The organism is Cognatundibacterium crateris, from assembly GCF_010078235.1.
Classification (GTDB): Bacteria; Pseudomonadota; Gammaproteobacteria; order Burkholderiales; family Burkholderiaceae_D; genus Undibacterium; species Undibacterium crateris.
This window is the reverse complement of the sequence record NZ_JAABOS010000001.1, coordinates 608,428-628,694: the sequence shown is the minus strand read 5'-3', so window position 1 is coordinate 628,694 and position 20,267 is coordinate 608,428. Positions and strand designations below refer to the sequence as shown.

The following is a 20,267-nucleotide window of genomic DNA, read 5'->3' as shown; positions in this document are numbered from 1 at the left end:
GAACGCGAAATTGAGTTTCATGCTTACGGGGTCTTGCGCATAGTGCCATCGCAGGTTTATTCCATGTGACGCTGCGCGTAAGACCTTTTACCGGGAGTCGATGATGCAGTGGACAACAGTGATGAAGCACAGCGCCTTGGGTATAGCCATGTGCTTGTATGGCGTGGCAATTGCCGATGACGATAGTGCGAATAGCTGGCCACTCTATTCGTATGATTATTCAAACACCAATTCCAACCCTGATGAAGTTCGTATTTCGCGTTCGACTGCACCTAAATTGCAACGTGCGTGGGCCAGCTTTAACGATGCGAAATGGAGGCCGACCCCGCCGCCAACCGGCTTTGTTCTGGAAAGTGCATTAGGACTAAAGTTTCCTGCTTCGGTTGTGGGTGTGATTGCGCCACCTTTGATCGTAGATGACACGATCTATTACATTGATGCTCTGGGCACCCTGTTTGCGCGGGACGCCAGGACCGGAACCATTCGCAATGCTGAACGCCATTGGACAAGGACATTAGTGGATCCTGATTATCAGCGCCAGACTACGCCGGTGGCACCGGAACTATACTATTCGGCACCGGTTATTTCCGACGGAATTATCTGGATTCGCGGTTCTCTGAATGGGCGTATCCACGCTATCCGGCAAAGAGGTGGTGACGAGCTCGACTTTGATCCGCTCACACCTGGCATACAACCATTGATACTGGCGCGTGACTTTACCTTAACGTCGAATCTGGGCGAACCGGTCATAGTCAGTATTCCTGCCAAGACCGGACACACGCAGGATGATGTCGATAGAAATACAAAAGGTCGAAAATTATTTATTACCGAAGTGAATGTCATTCTGAATAACGCGTTGGTGCAGGGGGGTGAGTCTGGTCTTATCGTCGCAACGGATATTACTGATCCGGCACATCCATTTGAGGCTTGGCGTACCCCAAGCATCGATCTGAATCCGGCTACAGGGAAGCGCTATGCCGCTGGCGTCTCTGCCGGATCAGGACTTGCGGTCGATCTGAAACGACATTTGATTATTGGCGGTACGGGACAAAACACGGTGCTGCCTTATCCAGGCTATCCGGATGCGACCCATGCACCCGCGGGCTATATTGATCGTAGCGATAGTCTGTACGCGATTGATTACTATACCGGGAAATTCCTGTGGGTAAATCAACTGCATCGCGGTGATGTGTTCGATATCAATAACCCGGTGACGGCGGGCCCAGGCCGTACCGATGGCCCCAGAGATGCGGATGTCTTGTCGCCACCGGTCATGTTCACCGCAAGAACCGCTGACGGTCGTATCAGGGATCTGGTGGGTGTAGGTAGTAAAGGCGGTCTGTATCGCGTGGTTGACCGGCTTACTGGCAATACCGTCTGGGAGAAGCAGATCAGCAAACCGACAGGGCTGGGCGGCATACAGGCTGGTTCGGCCTATGCGAATGGCGTCGTTTATGTCGCGGGCTTTGAAGGTATTGATGATGGCTTTTCAGATGCTAATTTCGATACGCCCACCAGTAAATATAAAAATGCTTTTTTCGCGACTTTCAGTCCTGCCTTCTGGGCTGATGTCGAAGATGTGCGTGATGACCGCCTGGCGATCACTGGCATGCAGACCAAAGTCTATGCATTGGATGCTGGTACGGGAAAACCTGCCTGGAAAGTCGCAGGGACTGGACAGGATTACCTGTTGCTGAAAGCGGGTGCAGCGATGCGGCACTTATCCGTGGCCAATGGCGTGCTCTACATTACGACTTCGTCGGGACAATTATTCGTAGTCAGCACACTCAATGGCAAGCAGCTATACACAGATCAGACACCGGATCTGAATGCCGTATTCAATCTGGGTTTGAATAAACCGCATCATGCCAGTATGAACGCAGGTGCCTTGATCAGCAATGGTATGGTTTTTGTTCCTTACGGCGCGCAGAACAATCCGTCCGGCGGCATCATCGCCTATCGGCTAGGGAGGTAAGCAAGTAGTGCAGCCATGAATTGCCCCCGCAGGCACCGGGGGCATTGATTTTTGATTTGGCAGCTAAACCAATTTTATTTGCTTGTGCTGCTACTTTTACTTTTACTTTGGCTAGGCTGAGGGTAGGCATCATCAAATGCCTTGATACGCATCATACTCATTTGTTCGCGTCGTTCATTGAGCTTCTCGGGTTCGAATACTTCGCCATATACAGCGATGCCAGATTTTTCCGGGAAAAACTGCGTGCCATACAGCTGGCCCAGCCCCTGATCGAAACGCATGCGATCTACCATTAAGACATAGCGCTGGCTGTTTAAAAGTTTGTCCCGGTATTGCTGTTCAAAATAGGGGAAATACCTGATGCGCTCATCTTTGCTGCCATGCTGAACAATCAGAAAAAGTGCCGTGTTGGCCTTGTAACTCAGTTTTCGCGCATCGGGCCAGCCACAGTCAGCGATGATTTTTTCGAAAACTTCTTTGTTTTGTTGCATTGCGGACTTTAGCAATTTTAGTAAGCGTTCTTTATCTGCCAGATGTTCAGCGCTGGGTGCAAATCTTTGCTCCTGATCTGCCAGATTATATTTTTGGAGCGAACTCTGGTCACGTTCCAAGACCTGTTCCAGTTCTATATTTAAACTCGCGGGCTGGCAAGACTCCTGAGACTTACAGTGCGGGGAGGCCAACAGAAGAAGGATGACAGCAGTAATCACAGTTTTCATAATGAGCTTCCCCAAAGCGATGCAAATAAATATAGATAAAAATGTATTTTTATCTTATTGTATGCTCAGCGTACGCCAAGTCGCAATCGCTAAAGCAAATGGCGTAGTCGTTTTGATACGCGTAGGGAAGTGGCTGCATGCTTAGGTAGAAAACTAGATTTGAAAATATTCAGGGCGAAATTTGACTAAATTATTTTCATATTCTTGAAAAGCTGTGACAATACGGTGCATAGGTCGTCGTCCAACCTGAAACGCAGAGGTACAGTGTTGGCTGGCGGTGAAATAAACGATCAATCTGAAACTCATATGACAATTAAAATCAGTCAGAACTTCGACGCGGGCGCGATTGAAGTCGTGAAGGCCGAACAAGCGGGCGACATCGAATTAAAACTGCGCAAAGACTCGCATGCGGATATCTGGCAATGGTTCCATTTCCGTTTGCAAGGCGCACGTGATCAGGAAACGGTGATGCGTTTTCTGAATGCGGGTGAGGCTACTTATGCCAAGGGCTGGGAAAACTATCGCGCTGTTGCCAGCTACGACCGTGAAAACTGGTTCCGCGTCGATACTGAATTCGATGGCAAAGTCATGACTATCCGCCATACTCCAGAGACTGACAGCGTGTATTACGCTTACTTTGAGCCTTACAGCTGGGAGCGTCATCTGTCCTTGCTAGGCGCGGTGGAGCAATCACCGCTGGCGCGGGTGCAGGATCTGGGTAATACCGTGGATGGCCGCGATCTGAATCTGGTGGTAATCGGTGATCCGTCGGCTAAGAAAAAAGTCTGGGTGATTGCGCGTCAGCATCCGGGTGAAACCATGGCTGAATGGCTGGTCGAAGGTATGTTGAATGCCTTGCTCGATCCGGCGAATCCGATTGCACGTGCGATCCTGGATCAGGCTGTGTTGTATGTAGTGCCGAACATGAATCCGGATGGTGCTTATCGTGGCAATCTGCGTACCAATGCAGCCGGCGCGAATCTGAATCGTGAGTGGATGACGCCATCGCTGGAAACCAGCCCGGAAGTTTATCATGTGAAAAACAAAATACAAGAAACCGGTTGCGATCTGTTCCTGGATATTCACGGCGATGAAGCCTTGCCCTATGTATTCGTTGCAGGCAGCGAGATGATAGAAGGCTTTACTGAACAGCAGGCGCATGAGCAACAGGTGTTCGTCGACAGCTTCTGCGCGGCTAGCCCGGATTTCCAGACCAAGATCGGTTACGAAGCATCGAAGTACAATGCAGATATGCTGAAACTGGCTTCAAAATACATAGGCCATACCTATAAATGCGTATCGCTGACTCTGGAGTTGCCATTCAAAGACAATGACAATCTGCCAGATGCAGAAGTGGGTTGGGATGGCGCGCGTAGTGCAAAACTGGGCGAAGCGATGTTGCAGCCTATCCTGAAATCTGTCAGCGCTTAATGTAGCTCAGATACAGGCGAGAAGAGGGCGCTGCGGCGCTCTCTTTTTTTGTCAGGTGAAATTCAGCAAGATAAACAGAACAGGCAGGAAAAAATGGGCGTAGAAATTGAACGTAAGTTTCTGGTGGCGGATGACAGCTGGCGCGCAGGCGCAACGGGCAGCCTCTTATGTCAGGGCTATATCAGCACCGATCCTGAGCGCATCGTGCGTGTCAGGATAGAGGGGAATACCGCCTGTCTGACCATCAAAAGTAAGTCTACCGGCATCAGTTGCGGTGAATGGGAATATGCGATTCCTCTGGAAGACGCACGTGCCTTGTTAGATCAGGTTTGCCAGCGCCCTTTGATAGAAAAGCAGCGCTACCGGATCGCACGTGATGGTGTGGTTTGGGAAGTCGATGAGTTTTTTGGTGATAATGCAGGCCTGGTGGTGGCCGAAGTGGAGCTGAATTCGGAGCAGCAGACTTTTGTGCGCCCATCCTGGCTGGGCGAAGAAGTCAGCCATGACCGCCGCTACGCAAATGCCAGTCTGATCCGCAATCCGTTTAAAAATTGGTAAGGCAGGATAGCGTTCAGCGCCCCGATATAAGGTATCGGGCGCTGTCAGCTTTTGCTGGGTAGGGACTGGTGCCGCTATTGGCCTGCTACGCTTGAAACGTATTTGGCTACCAGGCGTATGTCAGCATCCGATAAACTGGTAAAGGCGGGCATTTGACCTATCCCGTTTCTGACTGCTTTTTCTACCCGTGCCGCATCTGGTTTCAGTTCATCCAGTGACGGCCCGATTTCACCACTCGCACCCGCGTGCCTGAGTGTATGGCAAACGATGCAGGCGGGTTGCGCAGTCTGGGTAAAGACCTTTTTGCCAGCCTCCAGCGCCTTACTGCCATCCTGATCTTTATTCTGGGCGATCGCATTGACTGTGGCCAGTGTTGCAATCATGCCCAGCAGCAGCGCACCAGCGCGTATCAGGTGCTTTTTCATGCTGCCACCACGTTGATTTGCAAGGCATGGTCTTTCCAGCTGTTGTTGTTATAGCCGCCCGCATTTTCTACCCGGGCTTCCGGCTGTACCTGTCCCTGGCTATCGGTCGCACGACAGGCGATGGTGTAGTTGCCGGCATCCAGGCGCACCGCCAATACAAACTGACGCCAGGCGTATTTGCCCATATCCGGACCAATAAAGCGCGCTGCTTTCCAGGTTTTGCCGCCATCGACGGATACCTCTACCGTTTTCACTGCATGCATGCCACCAAAGGCCACCCCTTGTATCAGCGTGTCTCCAGCTGGCACCTCACCAGTTTCCGGTGCCGGTGAATTGATCCAGGACTTCACATTCATTTCCCAGACCGATGGATGCGTCGGGTCCCCTTTCTGGCCTGGCGGTGAAATGCGGTAGCCATGTTTTTGGATATTGGCTTCGGTCTGTTCGGTGGTGAAGGCCAGACGTTTGATGTATTTGATGTTATTGACGCCGGTATAGCCAGGTATGATCAGACGCAGCGGGCCACCGTGTGCGAGGGGGAGCGGGGCACCGTTCATTTCCCAGGCCAGTATCGCTTCTTCCAGTGCTTTAAGGGGTACTGAGCGTTCCACCATCACCGATTTCGGATCTATACCGTCTGGCAGTTTTTCACCACCGGTACCGGTCATGTACACCATGCCGTCAGTCACGCCACCAAGAGCCGCGATCAGTGCGCGTACCGGGACGCCGCTCCAGACTACGCAACCGGCAGCACCGATCTGCCATGGCGTGCCGCTAGGCTTACTTGGGAACAGGCCACGCCCATTGCCTGAGCATTGCAATACCGCCGTGACGGTTTCCAGTCCCAGGCGTTTCAATTGTTTGAGATTGAGCGTAGCAGGGCGCTTCACGCCATCGACCTGTAATTCCCAGGCATCGCGATTAGCCACGATGGCAGCATCCGGCGCTGGCAGGTTATTGCGTACATACAGTTGTTCTGCCGGCGTGATGACGCTGGTGCCGAAGGCGCTGCGCCGGGTTTCTATGGTGCCGCTGGAGTGGACGATGAGGGCAGACGCATCTTTCCAGCTCACATAGGAGGGCAGTGGTTTCGCTGCTGGTATAGCCGCTGCGGTACTGGCTACCGCCTGTGCCATGGCATTGTGCTGTAAACCAGCCAGTCCTGCCGCAGCTACACTGACACTGCCTGAAGCGAGCCAGCGCCGGCGTGCCGGATTACTGATCTGTGTTTGCCGGGATTTTGCGGACTGACTCATGCCTGTTCTCCTGTTGAATTTTTCTTTAGCAAGTACGATTCAAAAGCCTGATAGTAGCCGACGCGGTGCAAAGTTGACAATGTGTTTTGCCTGTATTTTGATCATGGAACTGTGACTGAACGTAAGCCTGGCCCAGGCCGGATCAAGTTAATGCGGACGGCGTCCAAACATACCCATGCCTTTGATGGTGCACACCACTTCGCCGCGCTGATTTTCAGCGGTCCATAAGGTATACACGACGCCGCGGTCAGGTTTGGAGGCCGAGGCTTGGCGGGACAGGGTTTCTGCACGGACGGTCAGTACATCGCCGGGTTTGACCGGCACGATCCAGCGTATTTCATCCACACCGGGTGAACCCATGCTGGAGGAGCGCGCCAGAAAGCCATCCACCACCATGCGCATGATCATGCTGCAGGTATGCCAGCCACTGGCGATCACGCCGCCAAAGATAGAGTCCTTCGCCCGCTCATGATCGATATGAAAGGATTGTGGATCAAATTCTGTCGCAAAGCGCAGTATCTCTGCTTCGGTGACGCTGCGTTGCCCCAGTTGGATAACTGCACCGGGGATGAAATCTTCAAAGTACCACCAACTTGTTTGCTCGGACATCATGTCTTCCTTTCTTCTTTGCAAAGCCAGAAACTGCAAGATGTGGATAGAAAAAATCCCAGCGCGGGGGCTGGGATTTTTCCGGGGGGGGGACTCAGACAGCAGCAAAATCTGATTGCGCGATAAACCGGGCCAGATGGTGATCGGTATCACCCAGGCTCAGTTCTATCATGGTGAGCCGTTTAAACATGTGCGCCACTGGCAGTTCATTGGTGACACCCATGCCGCCATGCAGCTGGACTGCCTGCTGGCCAATCAGGCGTGCAGCCTGACCAACCCGTGCTTTGGCTGCCGAGACAGTGCGTTTTCTCTCCTGCGCATCAGCGCTGCTTTGCTTGACTGCCGCCAGCGTCGCCATAGAACGTGCCTGTTCCATCTCCATATACATGTCCGCCATCCTGTGCTGCAATACCTGGAATTTACCGATAGGCACGCCGAATTGCTGACGGGTTTTCAGGTATTCCAATGTGGCGGCAATGGTGGCTTCCATGATGCCGACGGCTTCAGCGCACAGCAAAGTGGTGCCGTAGTCCAGCGCCGCGTCCAGTAAGTCTGCTCCGCCATCTTCACGGCCTAGCAAGGCGATAGCGGGTAACTGCACCTGGTCGAAGCTGATATCGGCAGCGCGCATGCCATCCAGGGTACGGTAGTCGCGACGGCTGACACCCGGGCTGCGTGCATTGACCAGGAAGAGCATGATGCCTTTGGCTGCAAACTGATCACCGCCCGATCTGGCGGAGACGATCAGATGATCTGCCTGCGTACCATGAATCACGACCGTCTTTTTTCCATTCAGCACATAGCCATCCGCGCTGGGCGTGACGGTAGTTTTGATATCGTAAGCCTCATGGCGTGATTGCGCTTCATACAGCGCGGCTGCGAGTTTAGTCTGGCCTGCTGCCACCTGTTCCAGAATATCAAAATGGGCTTTGGCCAGCTTCAGGAATTCGGCCGCAAATACCGTGGCGAAGTAGGGCTCCACCACCAGCGCCCGTCCCAGTTCCTGCATCAGCACCAGCATATCCACGGCACTGCCGTTAAAACCACCCTGATCTTCGGGTACAGGCAGCGCCAGCGCGCCGAGCTCGGACAGTGCTGTCCAGGCGGCGTCAGAAGTGCCGCTGGCAGACTGAATAATGTGTTTGCGTTGTTCGAACTGATAATCCTTATCTGCCCAGCGACGGAGTGCATCGGCAAACTGAATCTGTTCCTGACTGAAATCAAAATTCATGGCGCGCTCCTTTACAGTCCCAGTATCATCTGGGTGATGATGTTCTTTTGAATTTCGTTAGAACCGCCATAGATCGAGGTCTTGCGGAAATTGAAGTAATACGAAGCCAGCGGCGCCGCATCATCCTGTTCAGTCACGCTATGCGCGTGTTCGCCCTCCAGATAAGCCGGGTCAAACGGCAGCGCATAGGGGCCAACGGCTTCTACCATCAGTTCGGTTAAGCGTTGCTGGATTTCTGTACCCTTGATTTTGAGCAGAGATGCTTCCGGGCCTGGCTTGCCGCTGTCCTGAGAAATTACACGTAAGACCGTGATTTCCAGCGCCATAATTTCTATCTCCAGCGCCGCGACTTTGTGCGCAAAGACCGGGTCAGCCAGCAGTGACTGACCGCGTTTTTGCTGCTTGCCAGCGATGCGCTTCAGGAATTGTAATTCCCGTTTGGCGCGGCCGACAGCTGCGATATTGGTTCTTTCATGGCCCAGCAGATATTTCGCATAGGTCCAACCCTTGTTTTCAGCGCCGATCAGATTACTGACCGGTACCTTGACATTATCGAAGAACACCTCATTCACTTCATGGTCTTCATCCAGCATGATGATAGGTCTTACCGTGATACCCGGCGTTTTCATGTCGATGAGCAGGAAGGATATGCCTTCCTGTTTGCGCGCATCCGGATCGGTGCGCACCAGGCAGAAAATCATATCGGCATGCTGAGCCAGCGTGGTCCAGGTTTTCTGGCCGTTCACGATGTAGTGATCGCCCTGACGTTCGGCGCGGGTTTTCAGCGAGGCCAGGTCTGAGCCTGAGCCAGGCTCAGAATAGCCCTGACACCACCAGTCTTCGCAGCTCAAAATGCGTGGCAGGTAATGGGCTTTTTGTTCTTCATTACCGAAGGCCATCAGTACCGGCGCCACCATATTCACACCGAACGGCAAGATGGCAGGGGTGCCGGCACGCGCACATTCCTCTTCAAAAATATGACGTTGGGTCGCACTCCAGCCCGGACCGCCGTATTCCACCGGCCAGCCGGGCGCAACCCAGCCTTGTTTGGCCAGTATGCGATGCCAGCGCACATAGTCTTCTTTGGATAAGCGTAAATGATTGAGCACTTTATGCTGCAAATCGGGCGGGAGGTGGGTGTCCAGATAAGCTCTGACCTGATCACGGAAGGCGAGGTCTTCCGCGCTGTAATTCAAATCCATACTGTCTCCTGTAGGGGACTGGGCTGACCGACGTGTCGGTTGCCGCATTGTGGTTATAGATATAGGACTTACGAAAAACCGCCCCTGCGGCGTTATGGCTCCTTGTCGTACGCTCGTACTGCCTGTGTCGCCATGCCTTGCCGGGACAATTTTGCGTAAGTCCTAAGATAAAATAATGCTGCAAGAAAAAGAATAGCACGATCGTTCGGATTGATTCTACATCGGTTTACGCGATCTGGTGCAAGAATTTTTCTGCTGTTGCGGAGCATGGAAAAAGCTACACAGCATATGAACGCAATTGAAAGCAGATAAAGCAGATAAAGCAGATGAAAAAAAGCCCCGCACAAGACGGGGCATAGAACTCACATCAATGGAAATGCGCAGTGCCTGGTGCGGGTATGTCATCCGGCATTTCCGGGTGCACCAGATCGCCTGCGTGATCCGGAAACAGTGGCGTGCCACAGTCATCGCAGAATTCCATAGAGAAAACTTCTTCCAGCAGTACGATGTCTGTGATGCCAGCCTGACGCAGGATTTCAGGAATGTCGCCTTGTAAGTCTTCCTGATCATCAAGGCCAATGGCGGTTTGCTGATCTTCTGCCTGATACAGAGGCCAAATCACGCCATAGATCACCTCCGGCGTATCGTTGAGCAGGAAGCTCATGCGTAATTCGTCGATCTGACCGGGGTTATCCGCGTTGGTGCAGGCGCCGATCACGACACGGAAATGGCTGCTGTCTTTCTCCAAAGTCTGCGTCAGGTAATACACCGCAGCCAGTATCGAGGCCGGGCGGATTGCCACGTCGGCGTCGCGGCAAGCGCTGAAATAGGCTTCCGGCAGCAACAAGTCGATGCCGCATCCAGGCAATACGTGTTTGAATTGCTCTTCGGTTCCGGCTTTCCAGGCCTCCAGGCACAGGGCTTTGGCCGCTTCGCTGTCATAGGGCGCATCCAGCTGCTGCCAGCGGAACAGGTTCTCACCTGCAGGGGCGACAATCACGCCGAGTAAAAAGCGTATATCCGCCAGGAAGGGCACGGTTTTTTCTTTTTGCGCTTCGCCCGCTGTCTGTGTTTGCGCGACCAAGGCCTGCGCCTGTTTTTCCAGCAGGCTGAAGGTCTCGCAGTGATTGCGCGGTAACTGATCTATCGAATACAGATTGGGCAATAACTGTAAGCGCGTGGCCGGGGCCAGTAAATGCGCCTGCATTTGCTGATGCAGGTGACTGAGTATGGTAGCGGGCAGGGCACCGGACGCAATATCGTAGCGGGTCCAGGCCAGCACGGGCGCCGCCACCAGCAGGCATTGCCAGTCTTGTCCCTGATGGGTCAGGGTGCAGGAGGTGCTGACGGTTTCCAGCGTTTCTACCAGCACTTCATAGCCATGTGGATGGCTATGGAATACATGCTCGGCCGCAGCATCAAGCTGATCCTGATGCTGTAGCCTGAGGTTTTTGCGAACATAGGTATCTAGCCTGGCTTGCCAGGCATTATCTTCAATCCGGCTTGCGGATTGGGCGACAGCCAACGCGAGATTGACGAGACGTTGGCTTTCCGCGGCTAATTTCAGCCTGTTTTTTTTGATTATCCGGCGCATACGTCACTCTGTAAAATTGGAGTGATTTCATTGTAGCAATGAGCTCACTCCATAGTCAGCATAATTTGGCGCAAATGCCGTGGCACGGCTTATTTTTTTGCGTACTGTGTTTTTCCGAACAAAGCTTCTTTGGCTTTGTCGTTGGTCAGCGGTTTGCGTAAATCGGCGAGTACCTGTACGCCGCGTTGTACTGCAGGCCGCTCGCTGATTTGATCGAACCAGCGCTTGGCATGCGGAAAGTCGGCCCAGTCTATGCCCTGATTGGCAAACGATCTGGTCCATGGAAATGCCGCGATATCGGCAATAGTGTAGTGGTCGCCAGCCAGGAATTCCGTTTTTGATAATTGCTGATCGATGACGCCATACAGACGCTGCGCTTCATTGGTGTAGCGGTCAATGGCGTATTGAATTTTTTCCGGTGCATAAATACGGAAATGGTGCGCCTGTCCCAGCATAGGGCCGAAACCACCCATCTGGAACATCAGCCATTGCAGAGTCTGATAGCGCTCACGGTCAGTATTGCCGAGAAATTGACCGGTTTTACCCGCCAGATACACCAGAATCGCACCTGATTCAAACAGGGAAATCGGCTTGCCATCCGGCCCGTCGGCATCGACGATGGCAGGGATTTTATTGTTCGGGGAGATCGCCAGAAAATCCGGTGTGAACTGGTCGCCCGCACCGATATCGATGGGAATTGCCCGGTATGCCAGGCCGCATTCTTCCAGCATGATATGCACTTTGTGACCATTCGGGGTAGGCCAGGAGTAAACGTCGATCATGATCTTCCTTTGTCTTTGTTAGCAGAGTGTGGGCGTGACTGGGAAAGGGACTGCAAGCTGATCGCCGCAACGACGATCTTGCTTCAGCCCTCAGAAATGAGCGCCCACCATTATGCAGATGTTTTAGCAGTTCTGCTCAGGGAATTGCATTCTATGCACTGAAGACTTTTCATCTATTCGGCAAAGACGTTCAGCGCTGCGCATAAGTCCAGCCCAGTTCCGCCATAGGACGCGCTGCTTCACCCGAGGCCTTGGCCTGCGCGCTGGATGCAGTACCATCGACATAGCGCTTCATGATGCCTTGTAAAATGCCAGCCATGCGGAACAGGTTATAGGCGAGGTAGAAATTAAAGTCTTCAGCGCGAATTTGCTTGCCGGTCCGTTCACAGTATTTTGCGATATACGACTGCTCATCCGGAATCCCCAGCGTTTTCAGATCCAGCCCCTTGATACCTCGGAACTGACCGGGCAATACATGCCAGCTCATGCAGTGATAAGAAAAATCGGCCAGCGGATGGCCTAGCGTGGACAGTTCCCAGTCCAGTACCGCCATGATGCGCGGTTCAGTTGGGTGGAACATCATGTTGTCGAGCCGGTAGTCGCCATGCACGATACTGGTGTCGTCGCCGGCAGGGATGTGATGCGGCAGCCATTCTATCAGTCTGTCCATTGCCTCTATGGTTTCTGTTTCTGAGGCGCGGTATTGTTTGGTCCAGCGATCGATCTGACGTGCAAAGTAATTGCCGGGTTTGCCGTAATCTGCCAGGCCAATCGCGGCATAGTCCAGGCTGTGCAATTGTGCGATCACACGGTTGAGCTCATCATAGATTTCTGCTCTTTGCACCGGCGTCATGCCAGGCAGCGACTGATCCCACAATACTCTGCCATCAACGTATTCCATGATGTAAAAGGCGCGACCTATCACGTCTTCATCGGTACACAGCGCATACTGGCGTGCAGCCGGGAAGCCGGCTTTTTGCAAGGCATCCATGACTTTGAATTCACGTTCTATCGCATGCGCCGATGGCAGGAGTTTGGCCGCCGGGCCGGGTTTGGCGCGCATCACATAGCGTTGCTGGCCCGCGCTGAGTTTGAAGGTAGGATTGGATTGCCCGCCTTTGAATTGCTCTACTTGCAGCTGATCTGCCATCGCAGCAGTAAAATCGGGGACATGCTGACGCAAATAATCAGCCAGCGCCGCATGATCAAATTGCTGGCGCGCGGCGACGGGCATGGTACCCATGAAGTCTTCAAACATTGCTGGTCTCCTGTGTTGTTCTGTTCAGGACATCCTCACCCGTGCGGCGGCCAGCTTTGCATCAGCTTAGCTGGCTCTGGCAGGGCAGTCTGTCATTGATGAAACTTGCATGAGTGTAAGCTAAAAAATACGGTCGTGCTATTTATTTGAGTTTGAAATTGGAGTTTGAATTGCTGCAGGTGAGATCAACTGAGAGCAAGCGCGCGTTGCTCTCGCTTGGGTTCACCTTCACGATCACAACACGATCACAACACGTTCACATCAACACATTCAATACGCCATCCAGCCCGCAATGATTGAGCGCGATACTGGCCTGAGCGCGTACCACCGGCTTGGCGCGGAAGGCGACCGACAGGCCGGCAATCTCCATCATGCGCAAGTCATTGGCGCCATCGCCCATGACAATAGCGGCACTGCTAGGGATGCCCAGCTGCGCGCAGGTAGCAGCCACGGTACGGCGTTTTTCTTCGGCATCGACGATCGTACCAGTGACGCGGCCGGTCAGTTTGCCATCGATGATTTCCAGCACATTGGAATGGTGGAAACTGAGTTTTAGAGCTTCGCTCACACGCTCAGTGAAATAGGTGAAGCCACCCGATACCAGCAAGGTTTTCAGGCCTGCCGCCTGTGCCGCCGCAATCAGGCGCTCAGCGCCGGGCGAGAGTTGTAAGCGCTCCTGATATACACGCTCCAAGGCGCTGGCATCCAGCCCTTGCAGCAGCGCGACCCGGCGCTTCAGGCTTTCCTGAAAATCGAGTTCACCCCGCATGGCGGCTTCGGTGATGGCAGATACCTGCGGCTTTAGCCCTTGCATGTCAGCGATTTCATCGATGCACTCTATCGTGATCAGGGTGGAATCCATGTCCATCGCGAGTAAGCCAAATTCGCTCAGACTACGCTGAACTGGCAGCAAGGCGCTGTCCAGACCCAGCTGATCGGCCTGTTCGCGCCAGGCGGTAATCTCACTTGCCTGCTCCGGATTATCGCTGGCAGCGGGCAGGGTGTAACGGGCGACTTGTGCGTTCAGCAGGCTGGCTTCGCTCGCCAAGTGCGTGCTCAGGGTGTGGAGAAATGCCAGTTGCGCTTCATTGAATGCGGCCGGACTGTGTAAGGTCAGAAAAGCAGGTGTCATGGATTGCGTCATCTTAATGCAGGGCTTTCAAAGTCTGTTTAATATGATTCACGCGGCTGGCAAGATCAGGCATGTTGGCGGTAATGCGCAATTTATCCTGTCCATTCAAGCGGATGTGCTTGTTCTTTTGTACCAGTTCGATGATGCGCATGCCGTCTATTGGCGGCTGCGGCTCAAATTGCAAAGTGGCGGCTTCGCTGTGGGCATCAATTTTGATAATGCCCAGCGGCTTGGCAGCAACGCGTAAACGATGGGTTTCCAGCAGGGATTTGACCTGCTCCGGCAATTTGCCAAAGCGGTCGATTAATTCTTCTTGCAGATCATCAATCGCAGCCGGTTTGCTGCAATTGGCCAGGCGCTTGTAGATAGACAGACGCTCATGTACATCGCCGCAGAATTCATTCGGTAACAGCGCCGGTATATGCAGATTGATTTCTGTGGTGCTTTGCAAAGGCGCAGCCAGATCGGGTTCTTTGCCGTTTTTCAGTGAACGTACGGCTTCATTGAGCATGTCTGAGTACATCTGGAAGCCGATTTCATGCATTTCACCAGACTGGTTATCACCCAGCACTTCACCGGCACCACGGATTTCCAGATCATGCATCGCGAGATAGAAGCCGCTGCCCAGTTCTTCCATTTGCTGGATCGCTTCCAGCCTGCGATTAGCCTGTTTGGTCAAACCCTGTACATCATGTACCAGCAAATAGGCATAGGCCTGATGGTGTGAACGGCCAACCCGTCCGCGCAGCTGATGTAACTGGGCCAGACCGAATTTATCGGCGCGATGCATGAGGATAGTATTCGCACTTGGGACGTCGATACCGGTTTCAATAATCGTGGTACACAGCAGAATATTAAAGCGCTGTGCCACAAAATCGCGCATCACTTTTTCCAGATCGCGTTCATGCATCTGACCGTGCGCAATCACCACACGCGCTTCCGGTAGTAAGGCTTCCAGCATAGCTTTGCGGTTTTGTATGGTTTCCACTTCATTGTGCAGGAAATACACCTGGCCACCGCGCTTGAGTTCGCGCAGACAGGCTTCCCGGATCACAGAATCGTCTTCACTGCGCACAAAGGTTTTGATGGCCAGCCGTTTTTGCGGCGCTGTGGCGATAATCGAAAAGTCACGCAAGCCTTCCAGTGCCATGCCCAGCGTACGTGGGATAGGTGTGGCTGTCAGGGTGAGTACATCAACCTCGGCGCGCAAGGCTTTCAGCGCTTCTTTCTGACGCACGCCAAAGCGGTGTTCTTCGTCGATGATGACCAGTCCCAGCCGTGAAAACTTCACATCGTCAGATAACAGTTTATGGGTGCCGATCACGATATCGACAGTGCCGTCACCCATGCCCTTGATGGCCAGACTGACTTCTTTGCCGGTACGGAAGCGCGATAATTCGGCGATACGCACCGGCCAGTTGGCAAAGCGGTCGGCGAAAGTCTGTGCATGTTGTTCCGCCAGCAGGGTAGTCGGTGCCAGGATTGCGACCTGCTTGCCACCCATCACGGCAACAAAGGCGGCACGCAGTGCGACTTCCGTTTTACCGAAGCCCACATCGCCGCAGATCAGCCTGTCCATCGGTTTGCCTGAGGTCATATCCGCAATCACCGCATTGATCGCGGCCGCCTGATCCGGTGTTTCTTCAAAGCCGAAACTCTCTGCAAAGCTTTCATAATCTCTGGCCGAGAATTCAAATGCATGTCCCTGACGGGTGGCTCTGCGCGCATACAGGTTCAGCAATTCTGCTGCGGTGTCGCGGATTTGCTGGGCTGCTTTGCGTTTGGCTTTTTCCCACTGCCCGGAACCCAGGCTATGCAGTGGTGCGTCTTCCGGCGAAGCGCCGGAATAGCGCGAAATCACATGCAATTGCGCGACCGGCACATACAGCTTGGTTTCCTTGGCATATTCCAGATGCAGGAATTCAGTTTCACCTTCCCCCAGATCCATGCTGATCAGGCCCATGTAGCGCCCGATACCATGGTTGCTGTGTACCACAGGATCGCCGATTTTGAGCTCGGACAGATCGCGCACCATGTGCTCGACCTGGGTCACTGCTTCCTGTTTTTTTCTGCCTATGCGTTTGCCGCTGCCTGCATACAGCTCGGCCTCAGTGATAAAGGCGAGCCCTTCGGCCAGCATAAAGCCGGCATGCAAAGGGGCGATGCCCAGCATCAGGCGGGCGCTGCCGGTGATGAAATCGGTATAGCCATCACACAAAGTCAGTGCGATTTCAAATTCGTTGAAATACTGTTGCAGGGTCTCGCGTCGGCCTGCGGTTTCAGCACAAATCATGACCCGCTTATCGGTTTGCAGTAAAAATGCACGCAGATTGGTCAGCGGATCATCCGCACGGCGATTAACTGCGATATCCGGCAGGAAGGCGCTGATTTCGGAGGCAGGCATGGCCTTGTCCGTCGCTGGCAACACCCAGCGCGCCTGTGTTTTTAGCTGGCTGAAAAAATCTTCATCGCGCAGGAAGACGCTTTCCGGCGGCAAGACCGGACGCTCGCGGTCCGCTTTCAGGAACTGGTAGCGTGAGCGGGTATCGGTCCAGAAGCGTTTAATCGCTTCGTCGATATCGCCCAGTAAAGCGAAATACGGTTGGGCTGGCAGGTAATCAAACAGCGTGGCCGTTTCTTCAAAAAACAGCGGCAGATAGTATTCAATACCGGCTGATGCGATGCCATTGCCTATGTCTTTGTAAATCGCGCTGCGTGAAGGATCGCCTTCAAACTGTTCGCGCCAGCGGCTGCGGAAAGCGGCACGTGCCGGTTCATCCATAGGGAATTCGCGCCCTGGCAGCAAGCGCACTTCAGGCACCGGGAAGATAGAGCGCTGAGTGTCGGCATCAAAGGTTTTGATGCTTTCTATGCTGTCGCCAAACAAATCCAGCCGGTAGGGCAGAGCGGAACCCATGGGGAATAAATCGAACAGCCCGCCGCGTACCGAGTATTCGCCGGGTGACATGACCTGATTCACATGGTTGTAGCCTGCCAGCGTGAGCTGGGTTTTGAGTTTGGCTTCATCCAGCGTATCGCCTTTTTTAAAGAAAAAGGTATAGGCAGCCAGAAAAGACGGTGGCGCCATGCGCAGCAAGGCGGTGCTGGCGGGGGCCAGCAGCACGTCACAGCGGCCATTCTGGATTTCATGCAGACTGGCCAGCCTTTCAGATACCAGATCCTGATGCGGCGAAAATGCGTCATACGGCAGGGTTTCCCAGTCGGGCAGCAGGTGGCAGCGTAAATCCGGATTGAACCACGGGATCTCGTCCAGCAGGCGTTGTGCATCACCGGCATGGGCCACAAACACTGTCAGCATGCGCTGCTCCGCCTTCAATGTGCTTGCGGCCTGCGCCAGTGCATAGGCGTCAGAGGAGCCATGCAGCGCTGGTAAGCTGAAGCGGTGGCCGGGTTTTGCTAAGGATTTGCTGAAATCAAATGACATTGCGGCTGAATTGGGCTGATTAGATGAATAAACAGTGAGGTGAAACACCAGGCCGTCACAACGGTCGGTCAGGCTGCTCCGCTTTTCGTCTGCGGCTGTCAGGCCAGACCGAAATTAAAGTCTGGCTACACCAGTCTCACGGCAGACATACACGGTTAAAATGAGCGCCTAATTATAAACGAAGGCCCGTCCGGCAGCGGACGGCCAGTTGACTTTATGCAGCAAACCAGTTCACACACCGACAAATCCTCTTCACCGAACTATATCGCCCTGATTCCTGCCGCCGGCGTAGGTGCACGCATGGGTAGCAACATCCCTAAGCAATATCTGCAACTTGGCGCTGCCAGCTTGTTACAGCATACCGTCAATGCCTTCCTGGATTTTTCGCCAGTCAGCCATATCTATGTGGTGGTGAGCCCGGAAGATGCGTATGTCGATCAGGCTTTGGCGGCGCATGACAAGCTGACCGTGCTGCGCTGTGGTGGTGCCACCCGGCGCGACACTGTGCGTCAGGGGCTGGCAGCGCTGGCTGCGAACGCAGCGGTTCAGGCGCAGGACTGGGTGCTGGTGCATGATGCCGCGCGTCCCGGCCTGACGCAGTCTTTGTTGCAGGCGCTGCTGACGCAGGTCGGTGCGCATGCTGTGGGCGGTTTGCTGGCATTACCGGTGGTGGATACGGTCAAGCGGGTGCATGCTGATCAGCAGGGCAGGGTGGAAACCATCCCGCGCGAACAGGTCTGGCTGGCGCAAACCCCGCAGATGTTCCGTTATGCTCTGCTATGTGATGCACTGGATCAGGCGGCACAAGTGACGGATGAATCCAGTGCGGTGGAAGCCGCTGGCTATACGCCGCTGCTGGTGGCTGGTGATATCTGTAATCTGAAGGTGACGCAGCCTGCCGATCTGGAGCAGGTGGCGCGTTTTATGAATCTGCTGCCGGGCTGAGCCCGCTAACGCTGAAATTCAGCTGAATATCAGCTGATTTCAATTAAGTCTTAAAAAAAGTACAGGTGATTTGATGAAGAATAAACTCCCTCCTTTCCGTATCGGGCAAGGTTATGACTGCCACGCGCTGGTACAGGATCGCAAACTGATCATAGGTGGCGTTGATATCCCGCATACGCTGGGTTTGCTCGGCCATTCCGATGCCGATGTATTGCTGCATGCGATTACTGATGCGCTGTTTGGTGCAGCGGCCATGGGTGATATAGGCCGTCATTTTCCCGATACCGATGCGCGCTTTAAGGGCGCTGATTCCAGGGTCTTATTGCGCGAAGCCGTTAAGCGTCTGCATGAAGCGGGCTACGCGGTTGGTAATCTGGATGCGACTATCATTGCACAGACACCTAAGATGGCGCCGCATATTCCGCTGATGATTGCGCATGTGGCTGAAGATTTGCAGGTGGCTGTTTCTCAGGTCAATATCAAAGCCAAAACTAATGAGAAGCTGGGCTATCTGGGACGGGAAGAGGGCATCGCAGCAGAAGCGGTGGTGCTGGTATATCCGCTGGAAGCCAGCTAGACTAAAACGACGCAAGGCGGTCTTGTGCTCAGCACGGGACCGAACATACTAATCCGGAGGTGATCATGAAACGAGAACAGTTAAAACAGTTATTGAGCCAGTTGCATACTGAATTATCCGGGCAGGCACCGCTGGATGATGAGTTGAAATCCATGCTGGAAGATCTGAATCAGGATATAGATCAGGTGTTGGAGGCAGATCGTCAGCATGATGACCCGGTGTTTGCCGCACTGAGCGAACGTTCGCTGGCCCTATCTGCCAAATTCGCTGCCCAGCACCCCAAGCTGGAACCCGCCCTGCGTGAAATTGGCTCTATGCTGGAGAAAATAGGCGTATAAGCCTTGATCCGCTGCGCTTCAAGAGTGGGTTGGCGGATTGACAGGCTGCAGCTGAGCGGCTGGCTCTGGTACAATAGCGGGTCAGTTAACCGGTAATTGTCAGACTCAATACGAATTTGGCAATCCCGTGCCGATCTGGCAGCTTGCTGGCAATGTCCACAATGCTGACCGGATCTGGTTCTTCCCCTCATTTCCTTTTTTTAGCCATGCAAATCAAAGCCAATACCGTCGTCAGCCTGAATTACTCTATGTTCAATATGGAAGGTCAGCTGATCGATCAGAATCGTGAACCTATCGTGTATTTGCATGGTGATTACGATAATATTTTACCTGCTGTGGAAGCTTCCTTAGAAGGTAAGCAGGCCGGTGATAAAGTGTCCGTGCTGTTGCAGCCGGAAGATGGTTTCGGTGATGTAATTCCTGAATTTGTACGTGAAGAAGACATCAGTGCCTTCCCGCCGGATATCGAAGTCGGCATGATGTTTGAAACCCGTGACCCGGAAACGGAAGAAACCATGCAGTTCCGTGTGCTGAGCATCGATGCGGGCGTGGTCAAGCTCGATGGTAATCATCCGCTGGCTGGCATGACCATACGTTTTGATACCGAAGTGCTGGAAGTGCGTGCCGCCACCGATGAAGAAGTGGTACATGGCCATGCGCATGGCGTTGGTGGCCACCACCACTGATAAGCGTATGATGGCGTGCAGCACAGTCAGGCCGTGCCACTGATGGCAGGCTGACTGTGAACTGAACCCAGGCCATACTTAGGCTGACCGGTGTTTGGTCGCCA

At 53.6% G+C, this 20,267-nt stretch carries 18 protein-coding genes; 7 read left to right on the top strand and 11 right to left on the bottom strand.

The genetic code is table 11. The annotated features are described in order from the left end of the window. Positions 1-100 precede the first annotated feature (100 nt). Positions 101-1,975 carry an outer membrane protein assembly factor BamB family protein gene (locus EYB48_RS02755; RefSeq protein ID WP_162018737.1) on the top strand — a complete coding sequence of 625 codons (1,875 nt, stop codon included), beginning with the start codon at positions 101-103 and terminating at the stop codon, positions 1,973-1,975. A 74-nt stretch (positions 1,976-2,049) separates the two neighbouring features. Here the strand turns inward: EYB48_RS02755 and EYB48_RS19105 are convergent, their stop codons facing one another. Next, complete coding sequence (locus EYB48_RS19105) at positions 2,050-2,694, bottom strand: DUF6624 domain-containing protein (RefSeq protein WP_235934847.1); 645 nt, start codon at positions 2,692-2,694, stop codon at positions 2,050-2,052. 306 nt (positions 2,695-3,000) lie between these two features. On the opposite strand from EYB48_RS19105, the gene EYB48_RS02745 reads away from it, so the two are divergent. Together EYB48_RS02745 and EYB48_RS02740 are read left to right on the top strand one after the other, a co-directional pair. Further along, entirely contained in the window at positions 3,001-4,125 is a 1,125-nt protein-coding gene (locus tag EYB48_RS02745; RefSeq protein ID WP_162018735.1) for a M14 family metallopeptidase, read from the top strand. 93 nt (positions 4,126-4,218) lie between these two features. Further along, entirely contained in the window at positions 4,219-4,683 is a 465-nt protein-coding gene (locus EYB48_RS02740) for a CYTH domain-containing protein (RefSeq protein WP_162018734.1), read from the top strand. A 74-nt stretch (positions 4,684-4,757) separates the two neighbouring features. Here EYB48_RS02740 and sorU read toward each other — a convergent pair whose 3' ends face one another. The 10 genes from sorU to mfd form a co-directional block, all read right to left on the bottom strand. Further along, the gene (gene sorU, locus EYB48_RS02735; RefSeq protein WP_162018733.1) at positions 4,758-5,108 is read right to left on the bottom strand and encodes a SorU family sulfite dehydrogenase c-type cytochrome subunit; all 351 of its coding nucleotides are present in this window, start codon (positions 5,106-5,108) and stop codon (positions 4,758-4,760) included. Further along, complete coding sequence (sorT, locus tag EYB48_RS02730; protein WP_162018732.1) at positions 5,105-6,364, bottom strand: SorT family sulfite dehydrogenase catalytic subunit; 1,260 nt, start codon at positions 6,362-6,364, stop codon at positions 5,105-5,107. Before sorT ends, sorU begins: the two co-directional genes overlap by 4 nt. Positions 6,365-6,511: 147 nt before the next feature. After that, complete coding sequence (locus tag EYB48_RS02725; RefSeq protein ID WP_162018731.1) at positions 6,512-6,973, bottom strand: MaoC family dehydratase; 462 nt, start codon at positions 6,971-6,973, stop codon at positions 6,512-6,514. A gap of 94 nt (positions 6,974-7,067) precedes the next feature. Next, complete coding sequence (locus tag EYB48_RS02720; protein WP_162018730.1) at positions 7,068-8,204, bottom strand: acyl-CoA dehydrogenase family protein; 1,137 nt, start codon at positions 8,202-8,204, stop codon at positions 7,068-7,070. 11 nt (positions 8,205-8,215) lie between these two features. After that, positions 8,216-9,406: an acyl-CoA dehydrogenase family protein gene (locus tag EYB48_RS02715; RefSeq protein WP_162018729.1), complete on the bottom strand. Its 1,191-nt coding sequence runs from the start codon at positions 9,404-9,406 to the stop codon at positions 8,216-8,218. A 367-nt stretch (positions 9,407-9,773) separates the two neighbouring features. Next, positions 9,774-11,000 carry a DUF2863 family protein gene (locus EYB48_RS02710; RefSeq protein ID WP_162018728.1) on the bottom strand — a complete coding sequence of 409 codons (1,227 nt, stop codon included), beginning with the start codon at positions 10,998-11,000 and terminating at the stop codon, positions 9,774-9,776. 89 nt (positions 11,001-11,089) lie between these two features. Continuing rightward, positions 11,090-11,782, bottom strand: coding sequence for a glutathione binding-like protein (locus tag EYB48_RS02705; RefSeq protein ID WP_162018727.1), 693 nt, complete (start codon positions 11,780-11,782; stop codon positions 11,090-11,092). A gap of 190 nt (positions 11,783-11,972) precedes the next feature. Further along, positions 11,973-13,040, bottom strand: coding sequence for a phosphotransferase (locus EYB48_RS02700; protein WP_162018726.1), 1,068 nt, complete (start codon positions 13,038-13,040; stop codon positions 11,973-11,975). Positions 13,041-13,296: 256 nt separating this feature from the next. Next, positions 13,297-14,172: a phosphoserine phosphatase SerB gene (gene serB / locus EYB48_RS02695; protein WP_162018725.1), complete on the bottom strand. Its 876-nt coding sequence runs from the start codon at positions 14,170-14,172 to the stop codon at positions 13,297-13,299. Positions 14,173-14,185: 13 nt separating this feature from the next. Then, the gene (gene mfd / locus EYB48_RS02690) at positions 14,186-17,617 is read right to left on the bottom strand and encodes a transcription-repair coupling factor (RefSeq protein WP_162018724.1); all 3,432 of its coding nucleotides are present in this window, start codon (positions 17,615-17,617) and stop codon (positions 14,186-14,188) included. 216 nt (positions 17,618-17,833) lie between these two features. On the opposite strand from mfd, the gene ispD reads away from it, so the two are divergent. The 4 genes from ispD (at position 17,834) to EYB48_RS02670 (ending at position 20,163) form a co-directional block, all read left to right on the top strand. Next, on the top strand, positions 17,834-18,562 hold the full coding sequence (gene ispD, locus EYB48_RS02685) for a 2-C-methyl-D-erythritol 4-phosphate cytidylyltransferase (RefSeq protein ID WP_162018723.1): 729 nt from the start codon (positions 17,834-17,836) through the stop codon (positions 18,560-18,562). Positions 18,563-18,635: 73 nt separating this feature from the next. Then, positions 18,636-19,139 (top strand): 2-C-methyl-D-erythritol 2,4-cyclodiphosphate synthase, encoded by a 504-nt coding sequence (ispF, locus tag EYB48_RS02680; protein ID WP_162018722.1) that lies wholly within the window; start codon positions 18,636-18,638, stop codon positions 19,137-19,139. 65 nt (positions 19,140-19,204) lie between these two features. After that, positions 19,205-19,477 (top strand): DUF4404 family protein, encoded by a 273-nt coding sequence (locus tag EYB48_RS02675; protein WP_162018721.1) that lies wholly within the window; start codon positions 19,205-19,207, stop codon positions 19,475-19,477. Between the two features lie 152 nt (positions 19,478-19,629). Then, complete coding sequence (locus EYB48_RS02670; protein WP_202927635.1) at positions 19,630-20,163, top strand: FKBP-type peptidyl-prolyl cis-trans isomerase; 534 nt, start codon at positions 19,630-19,632, stop codon at positions 20,161-20,163. Positions 20,164-20,267: the final 104 nt, after the last annotated feature.